Origin of the sequence: Aquabacterium sp. (genome assembly GCF_050725395.1) — a bacterium.
GTDB lineage: Bacteria > Pseudomonadota > Gammaproteobacteria > Burkholderiales > Burkholderiaceae_C > Aquabacterium.
Genome location: NZ_JBOHHL010000010.1, coordinates 107,523 through 124,756, shown reverse-complemented (window position 1 = coordinate 124,756; position 17,234 = coordinate 107,523). Strand labels below are relative to the sequence as shown.

Here is a 17,234-nt window from a genome sequence, read left to right as displayed (position 1 = left end):
CCTTCTGCATGATGCGGACCAGGCTGGTGGAGTCGGTCAGGTCACCGTAGTGCAGGATGAAGTTGCGGTTGTCGACGTGCGGGTCTTGGTACAGGTGGTCGATGCGGTCGGTGTTGAACAGCGAGGAGCGGCGCTTGATGCCATGCACCTCGTAGCCCTTCTTGAGCAGGAACTCGGCCAGGTAAGAGCCGTCTTGCCCGGTCACGCCGGTGATCAAAGCGATTTTCTGGGGGTGTTTCATGGAAGCCTTCAAAACTCGTTCATCAGGATGCCGCCCAGCTTGACGGGCGCCTTGCCCAACTGCTTCACCAGCTTCTGAAGGGCGGGGGCGCGGCTGCGGTTCTTGCGGGCGATGACCAAGGCCGAGCCGCAGTGCGAAGCGATGATCCGAGCGTCCGAGCCTTGCGATGCGGCTGGGGTGTCCACCAGCACATGGTCGAATTTCTCCAGCAATTCGCGCAGCAGCAGGCTGAAGGTGGCCTGCTGCAGCAGTTCGACGGGGTTGGGGGCCATGACGCCGGCCGGCAGCAGGTACAGATTGGGCAGGTGCTCGACGGGCCGGATGACATTGGGCTCGGCCCGCCCCGCGAGGATGCTGCTCAGGCCCGGCCCTGGCTGCACGCCGAAAACGGTGTGCAAACGTGGACCACGCAGATCGGCGTCGACCAGCAGGGTGCGGCCCGGCAACTGGCTGAAGGCCACCGCCAGGTTGGCCACGATGAAGGACTTGCCGTCCCCCACGTCAGGGCTGACCACCGCCAGCGCGCTCCGGCTGCCCGAGTCGCCCACCACCGACAGCAGCAATTGCGAGCGCAGGTCGCGGAAGGCTTCGACCTCTTCGCTGAAGGGATCGTTGGCCACGACCAATTCTTCATGCAGGTTCTGCTCGGCCGTGGGCGCGTAGGGATAGTGGAATTGTTGGGACAGCGCCCAGACCACGTCCACCTGGCGCGCAAAGCCGAGGGCCACGACCGCGTCTCCAAAGCGCACCTGATGTGTCTGCTGGTGTTCAAGGGTCTGCCGGACCTGTTCGGCGGTCAGACCCTTGGTGCGGCGCAGGATGTCGCCCAGCGAAGCGTCTTCGATGATGCGGTGTTCTTGTGATGAGTTCATGGGCTTGACCACGGCCTAGTCGGCCAGGGCTCGGGTGGGGCTGCCCAAGGGGTGGAAGCGCTTCGGCAGGTCGGTGCTTCCGTTCTTCTTCTGGCGGGTCTTGAACGCAGGGATGCTGCCGATGGGCGTCTGCGCCGTCAGGGGCTCGATCTCGCTCAGGGTGCGCACCCGGCGGTCGTGCTGTTCCACCAGCAAGGCCAGCACCAAGGCCAGGACCATGCCGCTCAGGCCACCCAAGGCGATGTTGTTCAGCACACGTGGGCCCGATGGCACCGAAGGCGCGGTCGCGTATTCCAGCGCGGCCACATTGTCCAGCAGTGCCTTGCTTTCCAGGTTGGTGTTGTTCTGGCGGACCAGCACCCCTTCATAGGAGCGCTGGGCGTTGTCGGCATCACGCTGAAGCATGGCGGCCTGGTCGCGCACCGCCTTCATCTTCAGCACCTTGCTGCGCTGGGCTTCCAGGGACACCCGGATCTGCGCTTCGCGCGACTGGTTGACGGAGTTGCTGATGCCGAAGCTGCCACTGACCCGGTGCACTTCCACGTCGATCCGCCGGCGCATGTCGGCGATGCTGTTGCGCAGCTCCCGTACCTGCGGGTGTTCGTCGCCCAGCTTGGTGCTCATCTGCTCCAACTGATTCTCTTGCTGAACCAAGGTGCCTTTGAGCGTGCTGACCAGCGGATTCATCATCACGTCCTGGGTCTTGTCGCCCTGGGCATTGACGGCGGCCTGGCGGCTGCCCGAGTCGGCCACGGCCGCCTGCATCTGCACCAGTTGAGAAGACAGCTCGTTCAGACGCGCCATCTCCACGTCCAGGCGCTCGTCGGTCACCACGATGCCTTCATGCTGCTGGAACTCCGACAGCTTTGCTTGTGCCATCTGGAGCTTCTCGCGCATCTGGCGGGCGTTGGCATCGAAGAACTGGTTGTACTGCTTGGCCGGGTCGGTGCGGAGCTGCATGTTCACGTCAAGGTAGGCCTTGATGAAGGCATTGACGATGGCGGCCGCGAACTGGGGATCGGCGCCGGTGTAGGCCACGTTGACCACGTTGGAGCCCCGAGAAGGATGGACGTCCAGTGACAGCCTGAAGCGATCGGCGAGCCAGCCCTTGAAGTCGCCGATGCCCTGCGTCGCGTCCAGCCAGTTCTGGCGAAGCGAGCCAATTTCGCTGAGCTTCAGGTCGGCGACCACCTTGAGCGCCACGCGCTGGCTGGTCATCACGTCGATCTGCGTCATGAGGTAGCTGGGCGACGCCGCGCCCGTCAGGACGACGCCGGCGATGGGGTCCGGCGACTTGATGTCGACCACCAGCGAGGCCACGGCCGTGTACGTCTTGGGCTTGAGCAAGGTGACGGTGGTGACGCCGGTCAGCACCAGGAGGAAGACGCTGGAGGCGATGATCCACCGAGCCCGCAGGACCGCGAACAGTTGCTCGAAGGTCATGCTGGACACCGTTGGGAGATGGAGGATGCGTACTGCATGGACGTCATTCAGAAGGTGGCGCGACCTGGCTTTGGTTGCGGCCGAAGTCTAAAAACCTTCTGTGACAATTCACCACATGACCGGGCATCAGGGCCACGCTCATGGGCCATCACCGTGCTGTCACAGTCGGTGTCTAGGCTCCGGGGCCATGCCGACCCACTCACCCTCCGCGCTGCTGTTCCGCCTCTCCGGCCCATGGGGCCTGGCATGCGTGATCGTCACCATCGCCCTGTGCGGCCTGGTCGATTACGCCACGGGTTACGAGGTGTCGGTCTTTGCCTTGTACGTGCTTCCCATCGTCTTGAGCATGCGCCTGTTCGGCACCTGGGCTGGCTGCGTCGTGGCGGTGGTCTGCGCCTTGGTCTGGCTGGTGGCGGACCAGGAAGCGGGCCACCGCTATGGCCACCCGTGGTTCCTGTACTGGAACGCGCTGCACCGATTGTTCTTCTTCCTGTGCGTGGTGGTGGGCGTCCACCATGCCCGGGCCGCGCTGAAGTCGAATGCCCGGCGCTTGAAGGCCTTCTCTGGCCCTTTGCCCATCTGCACGCAGTGTCACCGCATCGGCGCCGAGAACGGTTATTGGCAACGGTTCGAAAGCTACCTGAGCGAGCACGGTGGTGCGCAGCCCCTCCACAAGGTGTGTCCCGACTGTGCCCGCGCGGGCTATGCCAAGGCGGGCATCGCCGAGCACGCCTCACATCGCTAACACCCGGTTCCCGCCTCATGTCTTTCCGAATCCTGCATTGCATCTCGTCGGTGAACCCGGTGGGCGGTGGGCCCATCGAGGGGGTCAAGCAGTTGTCCGCCGTCAACCAGCAGCAAGGGCACACGGTCGAGGTCGTGTCGCTGGACGATCCTGATAGCCCCTGGGTCAAGAGCTGCCCGCTCAAATGCCATGCGATGGGGCCTTCGACGGTGCGCTACCGCTACACGCCCAAGCTGGTGTCGTGGTTGCGCGAGCACCGGAGCGACTACGACGTGGTCATCGTCAACGGCATCTGGGAGTACCACTCCTTTGGGGCCTGGCGCGCGTTGCAGGGTTCGCCCACGCCTTACTTCGTCTACACGCATGGCATGCTGGACCCCTGGTTCAAGCGCACCTACCCGCTCAAGCACCTGAAGAAGTGGCTGTATTGGCCATGGGCCGAATACCGCGTGTTGCGCGATGCCACGGCCGTGCTGTTCACCTGCGAAGACGAGCGCCGCCTGGCGCGGCAGTCCTTCTGGCTCTACAAGTGCGATGAGTACGTGGTCAACTACGGCACGCGTGGCCCGGTGGGCGACCCTGTCGCCGAACGACGTGCCTTCTTGGACCGCTTTCCGCATTTGGCGGACAAGCGCTGCCTGCTGTTCCTCGGGCGTGTGCATGTCAAGAAGGGCCCCGACCTTTTGCTCAAGGCTTTCGCCAGCATGCTGCAGCGCTGGCCGGCGGATCAGTCGCGCGATCTGCACATCGTCATGGCCGGTCCGGCCGACGACGACCATGGTGAGGCCATGAAACGCCTGGCCACCGAGTTGGGGCTGGACGCGTGCATCACCTGGACCGGCATGGTCTCGGGCGATGTCAAGTGGGGTGCTTTCCGGCACGCGGATGCCTTTGTGCTGCCTTCCCACCAAGAGAACTTCGGCATCGCCGTGGCCGAGGCCCTGGCCTGCGGGGTGCCGGTGCTGATTTCCAACCAGGTGAACATCTGGCGTGAGATCCAGCAGGCCGGGGCGGGCCTGGTCGACTCCGACGACCTGCCCGGCACGCAGCGCTTGCTGGACCGCTGGGTGCAGTCCGATCCGGCCAAGTGGGCGCAGATGAAGCGCGACGCGGTGGCCTGTTTCCACCAGCGCTTCGAGATCCAGCGCAGCGCCGAGTCGTTCATCCAGGCCATGGAAATCTATGGCCTGCGCCGCCATGTGCCCGGCGTGCCCCGCCTGACGGAAGCCTGAGCGGGTCGCAGGGTCGGGCCCCGGCAGGCACAATGAAGCCGGAGGTATCCCACATGACATTCAAGTTCAAATCCCAGGCCACCAGCGATATTCTGATGCTGTCGGCGCATGCCCAGGCCTTGTTGCAACACATCGGGAAGTCGTCCGATGCCAAGGGCATCCTGACCCCTGAAGAAATGCCCGCGGCATTGAACGCCTTGAAATCTCTGGCAGGCGAAGAGCCCTCGGCCGAGCCGCCCGCCAGCCGCGACAAGCAGGACGATCAGCCTGACGAGGTCGCCGTCGATCTGCGCCGGCGCGCCTGGCCGCTCATCCAGATGATCGAAACCGCCCAGGCTGCCAAAGAGCCCATCGTCTGGGGGGTGTGATCCCCGGCTGGGACCGCGGCTCAGGCATCATGCTGGCATGAGCGATCACATCACCCGCCTGCTGGTCATTCGCCACGGCGAAACGGCCTGGAACCTGGAGGCCCGGATCCAGGGGCACACCGACATCCCATTGAACGAGCATGGCCGGTGGCAAGCCGAGCGCCTGGCCCAGGCCTTGGCTGAAGAGGGCCTCGACGCCGTCTACGCCAGCGATTTGCAGCGTGCGCGCGACACCGGCCAAGCCGTGGCCCGTGCCACGGGGCTTGCCCTGCAACTCGACACGGGTCTGCGCGAACGCAACTTCGGCCGCCTGGAAGGCATGACCCAGAACGACGTGGCTTTGCGCTGGCCCGAAGAAGGCCGGCGCTGGCGCGAGCGCGACCCCAGCTACGGGCCCGATGGCGGCGAGACCTTGCAGTCTTTCTATGAGCGTTGCATCGACACCGCCACGCGCCTGGCGCAAGCGCACGTCGGGCAGACCATCGCCCTGGTGGCGCATGGCGGCGTGCTCGATTGCTTTTACCGGGCGGCCAACCACGTGCCTTTGTCGGCGCCGCGCACCTGGACGATTGGCAACGTCAGCATCAACCGCCTGCTCCACAGCCCTGAAGGCTTCAGCTTGCTGGGTTGGGCCGACACGCGTCACCTGGACGACGAGGTCGGCCTGGACGAGACCAGCGATGGTGATGTGGCCATCAACCCCGCCAGGTAGACATCGATGGCCTGCGCGCCGGTGCGCGTCAGGTTGAAAAGGCTGTCGTCCAGCATCCAGGTGTTGATCAGGCCACCGACCAGGGCCTGCAAGCCCACGGTCATCACACGGGCGCTGGGTTGGCGGGCGATGTGGCCCAGCTTCTGGGCGCGCTTCATGGCCGTCTCGATGTGCTTGCGGCAGTTCAGGTGCACGTTGACGTGGCGTGCGCGCACATCGCTCAATTCGTCCACGTATTCCACCTTGTTGGCCGCGATGCCGATCACGCGCCGCGTGCGTGGCTCGTTGGCGATGCGGTTCAGCGCGTCCATCATCGCCGCGCGGATCTGCGACAAGGGTTGATCGGTGGACTCTTGTCCTACTTTGACGATGGTCTCTTCGATGGGCGAGGTGCTGCGGTCCATCATCGCGTTAAAAAGAGCGGCCTTGTCCTTGAAGTGCCAATAGATGGCGCCACGCGTCACGCCAGCGGCCTGCGCGATGTCTTGCAAAGAAGTCTGGGACACCCCTTTGTCCGAAAAGACAAGTTCGGCGGCGTCCAGCAGTAGCTCCCGTGTCAGAAGGGCATCTTCTTTGGTGCGGCGCATGCAGTCGTGTCCGGTTTCATAGATTCTCTGAGGTCAATGTGGGCGATTGTGACCGATTTCATTCCATACATACAAGAATGTATGTATAGTTGAACCAGTTATTTGACCAGACAAGTATTTTTGAAGAGGTGATCCATGGCGAGCCATGACTGTCGAGTGATTCAGCGCGTGAGTGCAATGGCCGTGCTGGCCGCGGTGGTGTCCTTGCTGGCGGCTTGCGGCCCCAAGACGGCAGCGCCCGCCGCCGCCCCAGGCGGTGGCATGCCGCCGGCGCAAGTCGGGGTGATCACCGTGCAGCCGCAAACCGTGCCCATCATCACCGAGCTGCCCGGGCGCCTGGAGTCCTCCCGCGTGGCCCAGGTGCGGGCCCGGGTGGCCGGCATCGTGCAACAACGCAACTTCGTCGAAGGCTCCGATGTGAAGGCGGGGCAGGTGCTGTTCCAGATCGACCCCAGCAGCTTCAAGGCCGTGCTCGACAGCGCCGTGGCCTCGCAGGCCAAGGCCGAAGCGAACCTGAGCCAGGCCACGTCCCTGGTCAATCGCTACCAGCCTTTGCAGGCCGCCAAGGCCATCAGCCCGCAGGAGTTCCTGAACGCGCAGGTCGCGCAGAGCCAGGCCCAGGCCGATGTGGCCGCCGCCAAGGCCGCTGTGCAGACCGCCCGCATCAACCTGGGCTATGCCACCGTCACGGCGCCCATCTCGGGGCGCATCGGTCGTGCGCTGGTCACCGAAGGGGCTTTGGTGGGCCAGGGCGATGCCACCCAGCTCGCCCTGATCCAGCAAACCAATCCGCTGTACGTGAACTTCACCCAGTCGGCCGCGGAGGTCCTGAAACTCAAGCAGGCCATGGCCCAGGGCAAGCTCAAGCGCGCGGGCGCCCAGGCCGCCAGCGTGCGCGTGCTGCTGGACGATGGCACTGAATACCCGCTGCCAGGCAAGCTGCTGTTCTCCGACATGAGCGTGGACAGCACCTCGGGCCAGGTGGCCTTGCGTGCCGAAGTCCCCAACCCCGATGGCGCCCTGATGCCGGGCCTCTATGTGCGCGTGCGCCTGGAGCAAGCCCAAGTCGATGGCGGCATCTTGCTGCCGCAACAGGCGGTGACCCGCTCGACGCAAGGCGACACGGTCATGGTGGTCGGCGCCGACGGGATGGTCAAGCCGCGGCCGGTCAAACTGGGTGGCGCCAAGGGCCAGCAGTGGGTGGTCCTGAGTGGCCTGAAGTCCGGCGAACAGGTCATGGTCGATGGTTTCCAGAAAATGATGAATCCCAAGGCGCCGGTCAAGCCCGTGCCCTGGCAGCCCGCCTCGGCACCGGGGGCGGCTTCCGCGCCCGCGTCCAGCGCCGCGCCTGAAGCCACGGCTTCGCGCTGAGGGAGCCCGACATGCCTCGTTTCTTCATCGACCGGCCCATCTTCGCGTGGGTGATCGCCTTGTTCATCCTGGTGTTCGGTGGCGTGGCCATCACCCAGTTGCCCATCGCGCAGTACCCCACAGTGGCGCCGCCGTCCATCGTGATCAGCGCCACCTACCCAGGTGCCTCGGCCAAGACGCTGGACGACAGCGTGGTGAGCGTCATCGAGCAGGAACTCAATGGCGCGCCCGGCCTGGCCTACATGGAATCTGTCAGCCAGGCCAATGGCACGGGGTCCATCACGGTCACCTTCGAGCCTGGCACCAACATCGACCTCGCCCAGGTCGAGTTGCAGAACCGCTTGTCGCGGGCTTCGCCGCGCCTGCCGGCGGCCGTGACGCAGCAGGGCGTGAAGGTCGACAAATCGCGCAGCAACTTCCTGATGTTCGTGATGCTGTCGTCCACCAACCCTGAACTCGATCCGATCTTCCTGGGCGACTACGCCTCGCGCAACGTCATCCCTGAACTGCAACGCGTGCCCGGCATCGGCCAGGCGCAGCTGTTCGGCACCGAGCGCGCCATGCGCATTTGGGTGGACCCGGCCAAGCTGGTGTCCTTTGGCCTCACCGCCGCCGATGTCAACAACGCCATCAGGGCCCAGAACGCCCTGGTGCCCGCCGGTGGCATTGGCGATCGTCCCAACATCGTCGAGCAGACCGTGGCGGCCACCGTGGTGGTCAGCGGCCAGCTGGCCAATGTCGAGCAGTTCGGTGCCATCGTGCTGCGTGCCAAGACCGATGGCTCGGTCGTGCGCATGCGCGACGTGGCCCGCATCGAGCTGGGGGCGCAAACCTACGGCACCTATGCCCGCCTGAATGGCAAGCCCGCCAGCGGCATCGGCCTGCAGTTGTCGCCCACCGGCAATGCGCTGCAGACCGCCGAAGCCGTGCGCAAGCGCATGGACGAGCTCAAGAAGTACTTTCCCAAGGGCGTGGACTATTCCATCCCCTACGACACCTCCGGCTTCGTCAAGATTTCCATCAGCCAGGTGGTCGAAACACTGATCGAGGCCGTGGCGCTGGTGTTCGTGGTGATGTTCATCTTCCTGCAGAACTTCCGCTATACCTTGATCCCGACCCTGGTGGTGCCGGTGGCGCTGCTGGGCACCTTCGGGGTCATGTCGGTGGCGGGTTTCTCGATCAACGTGCTGACCATGTTCGGCATGGTGCTGGCCATCGGCATCCTGGTGGACGATGCCATCGTGGTGGTCGAGAACGTCGAGCGCCTGATGGCGCAGGAAGGGCTGTCGCCGCTCGAAGCCACGCGCAAGGCCATGGGCCAGATCAGTGGCGCCATCGTGGGCATCACCGTGGTGCTGGTGTCGGTGTTCATCCCGATGGCCTTCTTCAGCGGTTCGGTGGGCAACATCTACCGCCAGTTCTCGCTGTCGATGGTGTCGTCGATGCTGTTCTCGGCCTTCCTGGCCTTGTCGTTGACGCCGGCCTTGTGCGCCACCCTGCTCAAGCCCATTCCCGAAGGGCACCATGAAAAGCGCGGCTTCTTCGGTTGGTTCAACCGCCGTTTCACCGCCACCACGCATGGCTACGAAAGCTCGATCGCCAAGCTCGTCAAGCGCGGCGGCCGCATGTTGATCGTCTATGCGGTGCTGGTCGGCGTGGTGGGCTGGTTGTACGTGCGCATGCCCTCGTCTTTCCTGCCCAATGAAGACCAGGGCAACCTGATTGTCAACGTGCAGTTGCCGCCCGGTGCCACGTCCAACCGGACCGAGGCGGTGATCTCGCAAGTCGAGGATTACTTCCTCAAGCAGCCCGAAGTGCAATCGGTGGTGGGCGTGGTGGGGTTCAGCTTCTCGGGCTCGGGCCAGAATGCCGCCCTGGCTTTCGTGACCCTGAAGGATTGGGACGAGCGCAAAGGCGCCGGCCACTCCGCGCAAGACTTGGCTGGGAAGGGCTTTGGTGCCTTGATGGGCATCCGCGATGCCTTCATCTACCCGCTGAATCCACCCCCCATCCGTGAGTTGGGCAATGCCACCGGCTTCTCATTGCGCCTGCAAGACCGCGCCGGCCTGGGCCCCGAGGCCCTGCTGGCCGCGCGCAACCAGATGCTCGGCATGCTGTCCAAGAACGCCAAGGTCACCGGGGCACGTCCCGATGGCCTGGAAGACGCGCCGCAGTTGCAGGTGGACATCGACCGCGACAAGGCCAATGCCCTGGGCATCGGCTTCGACGCGATCAGCGCGACCCTGTCGACGGCCCTGGGCTCCAGCTACATCAATGACTTCCCCAACCAGGGACGTCTGCAGCGCGTGGTGGTGCAGGCCGAGGCCAAGGACCGCATGCAGCCGGATCAGATCCTGCAGCTGAACGTGACCAACAACCAGGGCCAGAGCGTGCCGCTGTCCTCGTTCGCGACCACGCGCTGGATCACCGGCCAGATGCAGGCCGTGCGCTACAACGGCTACCCCGCGATGCGCATCTCGGGCGACGCCGGCAAGGGCTTCAGCACCGGGCAGGCCATGGAAGAGATCGAGACGCTGGCCAAGCAATTGCCCGAAGGCATCGGCATCGAATGGACCGGCCTGTCGCGCGAAGAAAAGCTGTCGGGCTCGCAAGCGACCCTGCTGCTGGGCTTCTCCTTGCTGGCGGTGTTCCTGTGCCTGGCGGCCTTGTATGAGAGCTGGGCCATTCCCCTGGCTGTGCTGCTGGTGGTGCCTTTGGGCCTGCTGGGCTCGCTGCTGGGCGCCTCGTTCCGCGACATGCCCAACGACGTGTACTTCAAGGTTGGCCTGATCACGATCATGGGCTTGTCGGCCAAGAACGCGATTTTGATCATCGAGTTCGCCAAGGAGCTGCATGAGAAGGGCATGGGCCTGATCGAGGCCACGCTGCAGGCTTGCCACTTGCGCTTCCGCCCCATCATCATGACCTCGCTGGCCTTCATCCTGGGCGTGCTGCCTTTGGTGATCGCCAATGGTGCCGGCTCTGCCGCGCAGCGCGCCATCGGAACGGGCGTGATGAGTGGCATGATCGCTGCCACGCTGCTGGCGGTGTTTTTCGTGCCGGTGTTTTTCGTGGTGGTGATGAAGTGGCTCCGCAAGGACGCCGATCACCCCAAGACCCCCAACGCCTCGGAGGCAGAGGTCGTCTCTCATGACTAAGTTCACTGTTGTCAAATCAGCCGTGGCCCTGGCGGCCCTCGTGACCCTGGGCGCCTGCTCCCTGACGCCTGAATACAAGCGCCCCGAGGCGCCCGTGGCAACCGACTGGCCGCAGGCGCCGAACGCGGCGGCGTCCGCGGCATCGGCCGCTTCCGCCAATGCCGCGGAATTGCCATGGGCCACCTACTTCCCGGATGCGCGCCTGCAAGGCCTGATCCGCAAGTCCTTGGACAACAACCGCGATCTGCGCGTGGCCGTGCTCAACATCGAGCAGATCCGCGCCCAGTACCGCGTGACACGCGCCGACCAGTTCCCCACCGTCAACGCGGCCATCAGCAGCACCCGCCAGCCTTCCAACATCCCGCCCAACGAGATCAGCACGGTCGCGCAAGGTGGCATCACCATCACCGCCTTCGAGCTGGACCTGTTCGGCCGGCTGCGCGCCCTCAGCGCTGCCGCCAGCGCGCAGTTGTTCGCCACGGAAGAGGCCCGCAAGTCGGCGCACATCAGCCTGGTGGCTTCGGTGGCCAACACCTACTACGCCATCTGGGCCGACCGCTGGCAACTGGCCTTGGCCGAGCAGACCCTGCAAGCGCGCCAAGGCTCGCTGAACCTGCTGCAGTTGAAGTTCGACAACGGCGTGCTCAATGAGCTCGACCTGCGTTCAGCGCAATCGGTGCTGGAAGCCGCGCGCATCAGCCGTGCACAAGCCCAGCGTCAACTGGCGCAGGACACCAACGCGCTCAACCTGCTGCTGGGCGAAACCGCGCCCGCCGACCTGTTGCCGCCGGCCCCGGTCTTGCCCACCGCCAGTGCGCTGGAAGACCCGCAGGCCGTGGCCGCCCTGGTGCGTGACGCCCTGTGGCCTGGCCTGAGCGAATTGCCCGTGGGCCTGCCGTCCGAAGCCTTGCTCAAGCGGCCCGACATCGCGCAGGCCGAGCAGGAGCTCATCGCCGCCAACGCCAACATCGGTGCTGCCCGCGCGAACATGTTCCCCCGCATCAGCCTGACGGCCAGCGCGGGGGTGGTCAGCGATTCGCTGTCGGGCCTGTTCAACGGCGATGGCCGCAACGCCTGGAGCTTCGCGCCCCAACTGACCTTGCCCATTTTCGATGCTGGTCGCAACCTGGCCTTGATCGACAGTTCCAAGGTCAGGCGCGACATCGCGGTGGCGCAGTATGAAAGGGCGCTGCAAAGCGCCTTCCGTGAAGTGGCCGATGCCTTGGTGGCCCGCAGCAGCTTCGCCGACCAGGCCCAGGCTCAGCAGAACCAGACCGATGCGGAAGCGGCGCGTTTGCGTCTGGCCACCTTGCGCTACAGCAGCGGCGTGGCCAGCCAGCTCGATTTGCTGGACGCGCAGCGCAGCCTGTTCGCCTCGCAGCAGGCCTTGATCTCCGCACAACTGGCGCGCCAGCAGGCGCACATCACGCTGTACAAGGCGCTGGGCGGTGGCTGGACGCCGCCTTCAGAACAGCAACAAGCCTCAGTTCGTTAACTTCCTGATCAGGCGCGCGCCCAGCTTGTTGACATTGTTCAAGGACAGCAGGTGGGCATGGATCCAGCCCAGGGCGCCGGTGCCGAACAGGTCCTGGATGGTGTCGGGGGGCAGCTTGTGCAGCTTCTCTTCGTCCACCACCTTGAAGCCGTTCAGGGTGATGTGTTCGGCCAGCTTGAAGTCGATGTTGCGGTCCACCAGCAGGTCGAGTTCGACCAGGCGCTTGGCGAAGACCGTGGTGCGCTGCATGTCGTTGTGGAAGTCCAGCAGGAACTTCTGCAACTGCTGCAGGTAGGCCGTGTCCTTGCCTTCGGTGTCGAACAAGGCCTCGCCATCCGTGGCGTTCAGGCCATCGAAGGCCTCGTCCACGCAGACGGTGAGCTGGCTGCTGCCGGGTTGCTCGGCCAGCACGAAGGGGTAGCGGCGGATGAAGGCGGGCACGTAGCAGTGCGGGTCCCAGGCGCCGTGGTCGTCGACCAACAGGTTTTCCTTGTCGCGCAGGCCGACCACGGACACCAGCGTGTGCTGGTCGCCGGACGCCACGAACACGCAAGGGAAATCCAGCGCGGCCAGTGGCAGCTCGGTCACGGCCAGCAGCACGGAATTGGTTTCACGCGCGAAATTCAGCTTCTTGTCACTCGCTTTCACGCGCAACCCCCGGTGTTGCTCGCGGTTGACGGGCACCAGCTTGTCGTACATCAGCAAAGTTTTCACAGCACTTCCCTTTCAGTGGGGCAACAATAGACCTCGGACAGATTATGGTCAGATCCAATGACCGCCAAGTGTCTCGATAATCCCCTGCTGTGAACATCCCTAGCCTGCCTTTGCCTGTGTCGCGCCTGTCGCTGTACCTGGACCTGATCCGCTGGAACCGCCCACAGGGCTGGTTGCTGCTGTTGTGGCCCACGCTCTCGGCCTTGTGGCTGGCGGCGGGCGGCTTTCCTGGCTGGCACTTGCTGCTGGTGTTCACCTTGGGAACCATCCTGATGCGCAGCGCCGGTTGCGCCGTCAACGATGTGGCCGACAAGGACTTCGACCGCCATGTGCAGCGCACGGCGCAGAGGCCCGTCACCAGCGGACGCCTGTCGGTGAAAGAGGCGCTGGCCGTGGGTGCGGTGCTGGCTTTGGCCTCGTTCGGACTGGTGCTGACCACCAACCCACTCACCATCGCCTGGTCTTTCGGGGCCTTGGGCGTGACGGTGCTCTACCCCTTCACCAAGCGGTTTTTCTCGATGCCGCAGGCGGTGCTGGGCGTGGCTTTCAGCTTCGGCATTCCCATGGCTTACACCGCCACGCGGGGCACGGTGCCGGCCGAGGCCTGGTGGCTGGTGTTGGGCAACCTGGGCTGGGTGCTGGCCTACGACACCGAGTACGCGATGGTCGACCGCAACGATGACCTCAAGATCGGCATGCGCACGTCGGCCATCACCCTGGGGCGTTTCGATGTGGTGGGCGTGATGTTGTTCTACACGTTGTGCATCGCGTGCTGGGCCATGGTGGGCCAGGCGGCGGGGCGCGGGCTTTGGTATTTCATGGGCCTGGCCACTGCGGCGGCTCAGGCCTTGTGGCATGGGTGGCTGATCCGCCGCCGTGAGCGCGAAGACTGCTTCAAGGCTTTCCGCCTCAACCACTGGCTGGGTCTGACGGTGTTCGTGGGGCTGGGGTTGGACTGCGCTTTCGGCTAGCGCCCAAACTCATCGCCCAATTCACCCGCCCGCTTCTGCGCTGCGCGCATGGCCGACACAAACGCCGCCTTCACGCCACTCGCCTCCAGGCTGCTCAGCGCCGCATGGGTGGTGCCGCCCTTGGACGTGACCCGCTCACGCAGCACCGATGGCGTTTCGGTCGATTGCGTGGCCAGCGTGGTCGCCCCCGCGAAAGTGGCCAGCGCCAAGGCGCGCCCCTGCTCGGCATCCAGCCCCATGTCGCTGGCCGCCTGCACCATGGCTTCGATGAAATAGAACACATAGGCCGGGCCCGACCCCGACAGGGCCGTCACGGCGTCCAGGTCACTTTCCTGCTTCACCCACAGCCACTGGCCGGTGGTCTCGACCATGTCCTGCACGGCTTGCTTTTCCGCCTCCGTGACTTCCGGGCGCGCGAACAAACCGGTGATGCCTTGCCCGACCAGCGCTGGCGTGTTGGGCATGGCGCGGACCACGCGCGGCGTGCCCAGCAGTCTGGCCATGTCGGTGGTGCGCAGGCCCGCCATCACGCTGTAATGCAAGGCTTTGCCGACGTGCGCCACGCAGGCAGCGGCCGCGTCCTTGAACTGCTGCGGCTTGACGGCCCAGACCACGGTGGCGACGGTGGACAAGGCGGTGTCGGGCGCGGGCAGGGCGGTCACGCCCAGGCTTTGCTGCAGGCGCTGGCGTTGCTCTTCGCTGGGGTCGATGACCAGGATGCTGCCGGCCGGACGGCCTTGCCGCAGCAGCCCCCCGATGATGGCAGTGGCCATGTTGCCGCCGCCGATGAAGGCGATGTCGAAAGGGGTGGTGGAAGTGCTCATGGGCATGATCATGCCGCATCCAGGATGCGGACCAGTTCGCTGGGGTTCAGCGGTTTGCGCAGCAGGGTGACACCGACGCTGGCAGCGCGCGAGCCCAGGTCGCTGGTGGCGTCCGCCGTTAGAAGGAACGCGGGCAGCTCTTCGCCGAACTCATAGCGCAATTGGGCGATGGCCTCCAGGCCCGTGATGCTCAGGCCCAGCCGGTAATCGCTGATCACGGCCACCGGCAGGTCGCCCAGAGGCATGTCGCCCGTGGTTTGCAGGGCGGCGACAGCCTCCACGGCGATTTGGGGCGTGGTGCCGGTGGCGGCTTGCCAGCCGTTCTGGCGCAGCACCAGCGCCATGCTGTCCAACACCTGGGGCTCGTCGTCGATCACCACCACCACGCCGCGCTGTTGTGGGTCCTTGCGATCGGTGTGGCTGGCGCTGGCCGCCAAGGCCGTGGGCGGCGGCGTCACGATCGCCTCGCGCAGCGGCAGGCGCAAGGAGAAGCACGACCCCCGCCCCAGGCGAGACCGCACGGTGACCTGCACGCGGCCCAGGCGCGCCAGTCGCCGCACCACCGCCAAGCCCAGCCCCAGGCCTTCACCAGACCGGCGCGCCGTGTTGTGCGCCTGGAAGTAGTCGTCGAAGATGCGTTCGCGGTGCTCCCGGGCCACCCCCACACCGCTGTCCCAAACTTGACAGAGCACCCAACGTCCGCGCACCCGGGCGCGCAGGTGCACATGCCCCTGGGGGGTGTAGCGCACCGCGTTGTTCAGCAGGTTGCGCAGGATGCGTTCGGTCAGGTGGGGGTCGGCCTGCACCCAGGCGTCGGTGGCATCGACCTGCCAGCTCAGGCCCTTGTTCGCGCAGAGCACCGCGAATTCGTGGTCCAGCCGACGGTACAGGGTCGACAGGGCCAGCGCCTGAGGCTGGTGCTCGACCCGCTCCGCGTCGATGCTGGCCACGTCGAACATGCGCTCGAACAGGGTGCTCAGCGATTTGAGCGAGGTGCTGATCTTGGACAGCAGGTCTTGCCCTTCGGCCTTGGGCACCCAAGGGGTGAGGGCGCTGGTCAGCAGCATCATCACGTGCAGGGGTTGGCGCAGGTCGTGGCTGGCGGCGGCGAAGAACTCGCTCTTTTGCCGATCGGCGCCCTCGGCCAGGGCCTTGGCCAGGGTCACCTGGTTGATTTCGTGGCGCAGCTGCAGCACCAGCGCAGCGTTTTCATGGCGAAGCAGGGCGCCTTCGCGCAGGCGGCGGCTGATCCCCGACGAGATGAACATGCAGGTGATCATGGACAGGATCAGCACCACGGCCAGGTAGACCGAACTGTCCTCCTGGTCCACCAACAGGCGCATGCTCACCAGCATCAGCAGCGGAAAACTGCCGAAGAAGCCGACGATCCAGTCGTGCACCAGCACCAGCATCAGTGTGTAGCCATAGACCACGACGGCCGCCACCAGGCTCATCTTCCAGCTGGAGGTGGCCACGCCCAGCAGCGCCACGCCCATGAGCCCCCACAGCACGCTTTGCAGCAGGTGCCAGCCGACCAGGGCGGCGCGCCAGGTGCGGTAACCGGAGGCCGCGATGCCGAAACGCTGGAATCGCTGCGTCATCAGGCCCACAGCCGCCCACACCAGCATCAATCCGACGGCGGGCGCGGCCCAGTGCCAGCGCGGCAGGGGCGAGTCCTTCACCATCCAGATCAGCAACAGCAGGGCCGGGATCTGCGACAAAACCGAGCTGGGCGTGATGCGCCAGCTGTCTTGAAGCAATTGCAGGTCGATGCGGGACTCGATGGGCGCGAGCCCCTTGATGGAGCCGCGCCACCAACTCACGGTAGCTGCTCCTCGGCGGGCGCCTGGCGTGAGCACAGCAGCACCAGCTGCGTCCGGCTGTGCACCTTGTAAGCCCGGAAGATGGCGCTCACGTGCAGCTTCACGGTTTCCGGGCTGATGCCCAGGGCCGTGGCGATGACGGGATTGGAGCAGCCGCGCGTGATCCAGGTCAGCACGTCTTTCTGGCGGGGCGTGAGCTTGACGCTGGGCACCAGGTCGGGCGAATCGGGCATGGCGCCCGGGTTGGACAGCAGGTCGGCCGGGAAATGCAGGCGGCCTTCGACCAGGGCCTGCAGCGCCGTCATGAAGCCATCGAGCTCGCCCAGCTTGGGGATGAAGCACGAGGCCCCATGGTGGATGCATTCCAGCGCCAGTTGCGCGTCGGTGCTGCCCGTGATGATGCCGATCCGCTGGGTGGGAGCCACCTGGCGCACGTGCTTGAGCGTGTCGACCCCACTGCTGTCGGGCAGGCCCAGGTCCAGCAAGATGGCGTCGATCGGGTCGGCGCTGGCGCCGGCCAGTTGCGACAGGGCGCCCCGGCAGGTATTGGCCTGCGAGAAGCGCGCCGATGGCTGCAGGCTGCGGATGGCGTGCATCATCCCTTCACGGATGAGGCTGTGATCATCAACTAACAGGTAATGCGGAGAGTGGTGATCCATGGCGCCTTCTTCAGGGCGT

16 protein-coding genes are annotated in these 17,234 nt (G+C 65.3%); 8 read left to right on the top strand and 8 right to left on the bottom strand.

Annotation, left to right across the window (positions count from 1 at the left end; all coding sequences use genetic code 11):
* The 3 genes from ACREB4_RS09070 to epsF all read right to left on the bottom strand — a co-directional run.
* On the bottom strand, positions 1 to 241 hold a 241-nt coding region (locus ACREB4_RS09070; RefSeq protein WP_431587889.1), incomplete at its 3' end, for a GDP-mannose 4,6-dehydratase.
* 8 nt (positions 242 to 249) lie between these two features.
* Positions 250 to 1,113 (bottom strand): polysaccharide biosynthesis tyrosine autokinase, encoded by an 864-nt coding sequence (locus ACREB4_RS09065; protein ID WP_431587888.1) that lies wholly within the window; start codon positions 1,111 to 1,113, stop codon positions 250 to 252.
* A 15-nt stretch (positions 1,114 to 1,128) separates the two neighbouring features.
* Positions 1,129 to 2,556, bottom strand: a complete 1,428-nt coding sequence (gene epsF / locus ACREB4_RS09060) for a chain length determinant protein EpsF (RefSeq protein ID WP_431587887.1) — start codon at positions 2,554 to 2,556, stop codon at positions 1,129 to 1,131.
* 187 nt (positions 2,557 to 2,743) lie between these two features.
* On the opposite strand from epsF, the gene ACREB4_RS09055 reads away from it, so the two are divergent.
* The 4 genes from ACREB4_RS09055 to ACREB4_RS09040 are packed head-to-tail and all read left to right on the top strand — an operon-like array spanning position 2,744 to position 5,613.
* A complete protein-coding gene (locus ACREB4_RS09055; protein WP_431587886.1) occupies positions 2,744 to 3,301 on the top strand; it encodes a hypothetical protein in 558 nt (185 codons plus the stop codon).
* Between the two features lie 17 nt (positions 3,302 to 3,318).
* Positions 3,319 to 4,533 (top strand): glycosyltransferase, encoded by a 1,215-nt coding sequence (locus ACREB4_RS09050; protein WP_431587885.1) that lies wholly within the window; start codon positions 3,319 to 3,321, stop codon positions 4,531 to 4,533.
* A 53-nt stretch (positions 4,534 to 4,586) separates the two neighbouring features.
* On the top strand, positions 4,587 to 4,901 hold the full coding sequence (locus tag ACREB4_RS09045) for a DUF1840 domain-containing protein (protein ID WP_431587884.1): 315 nt from the start codon (positions 4,587 to 4,589) through the stop codon (positions 4,899 to 4,901).
* Positions 4,902 to 4,938: 37 nt separating this feature from the next.
* Positions 4,939 to 5,613, top strand: coding sequence for a histidine phosphatase family protein (locus tag ACREB4_RS09040; RefSeq protein ID WP_431587883.1), 675 nt, complete (start codon positions 4,939 to 4,941; stop codon positions 5,611 to 5,613).
* On the opposite strand, the gene ACREB4_RS09035 is transcribed toward ACREB4_RS09040, so the two are convergent.
* Positions 5,544 to 6,200 (bottom strand): TetR family transcriptional regulator, encoded by a 657-nt coding sequence (locus tag ACREB4_RS09035; protein ID WP_431587882.1) that lies wholly within the window; start codon positions 6,198 to 6,200, stop codon positions 5,544 to 5,546. The genes ACREB4_RS09040 and ACREB4_RS09035 overlap by 70 nt on opposite strands.
* Before the next feature lie 177 nt (positions 6,201 to 6,377).
* Here ACREB4_RS09035 and ACREB4_RS09030 point away from each other — a divergent pair, with 177 nt between their 5' ends.
* From ACREB4_RS09030 to ACREB4_RS09020, 3 genes are read left to right on the top strand one after another with little or no spacing between them, the layout of a single operon-like run.
* Positions 6,378 to 7,571 (top strand): efflux RND transporter periplasmic adaptor subunit, encoded by a 1,194-nt coding sequence (locus ACREB4_RS09030; RefSeq protein WP_431587891.1) that lies wholly within the window; start codon positions 6,378 to 6,380, stop codon positions 7,569 to 7,571.
* An 11-nt stretch (positions 7,572 to 7,582) separates the two neighbouring features.
* Positions 7,583 to 10,729 carry an efflux RND transporter permease subunit gene (locus ACREB4_RS09025; RefSeq protein ID WP_431587881.1) on the top strand — a complete coding sequence of 1,049 codons (3,147 nt, stop codon included), beginning with the start codon at positions 7,583 to 7,585 and terminating at the stop codon, positions 10,727 to 10,729.
* Entirely contained in the window at positions 10,722 to 12,224 is a 1,503-nt protein-coding gene (locus tag ACREB4_RS09020) for an efflux transporter outer membrane subunit (protein WP_431587880.1), read from the top strand. Before ACREB4_RS09025 ends, ACREB4_RS09020 begins: the two co-directional genes overlap by 8 nt.
* Here the strand turns inward: ACREB4_RS09020 and ACREB4_RS09015 are convergent.
* Positions 12,213 to 12,938, bottom strand: a complete 726-nt coding sequence (locus tag ACREB4_RS09015; RefSeq protein WP_431587879.1) for a SapC family protein — start codon at positions 12,936 to 12,938, stop codon at positions 12,213 to 12,215. The genes ACREB4_RS09020 and ACREB4_RS09015 overlap by 12 nt on opposite strands.
* An 89-nt stretch (positions 12,939 to 13,027) precedes the next feature.
* Between ACREB4_RS09015 and ubiA the strand changes: the two genes are divergently transcribed.
* Positions 13,028 to 13,909: a 4-hydroxybenzoate octaprenyltransferase gene (gene ubiA / locus ACREB4_RS09010; RefSeq protein ID WP_431587878.1), complete on the top strand. Its 882-nt coding sequence runs from the start codon at positions 13,028 to 13,030 to the stop codon at positions 13,907 to 13,909.
* On the opposite strand, the gene proC is transcribed toward ubiA, so the two are convergent.
* From proC to ACREB4_RS08995, 3 genes are read right to left on the bottom strand one after another with little or no spacing between them, the layout of a single operon-like run.
* Positions 13,906 to 14,733 carry a pyrroline-5-carboxylate reductase gene (gene proC, locus ACREB4_RS09005; RefSeq protein ID WP_431587877.1) on the bottom strand — a complete coding sequence of 276 codons (828 nt, stop codon included), beginning with the start codon at positions 14,731 to 14,733 and terminating at the stop codon, positions 13,906 to 13,908. The genes ubiA and proC overlap by 4 nt on opposite strands.
* Positions 14,734 to 14,741: 8 nt before the next feature.
* Positions 14,742 to 16,556: an ATP-binding response regulator gene (locus tag ACREB4_RS09000; protein ID WP_431587876.1), complete on the bottom strand. Its 1,815-nt coding sequence runs from the start codon at positions 16,554 to 16,556 to the stop codon at positions 14,742 to 14,744.
* The gene (locus tag ACREB4_RS08995; protein ID WP_431587875.1) at positions 16,553 to 17,215 is read right to left on the bottom strand and encodes a LuxR C-terminal-related transcriptional regulator; all 663 of its coding nucleotides are present in this window, start codon (positions 17,213 to 17,215) and stop codon (positions 16,553 to 16,555) included. Before ACREB4_RS08995 ends, ACREB4_RS09000 begins: the two co-directional genes overlap by 4 nt.
* Positions 17,216 to 17,234: the final 19 nt, after the last annotated feature.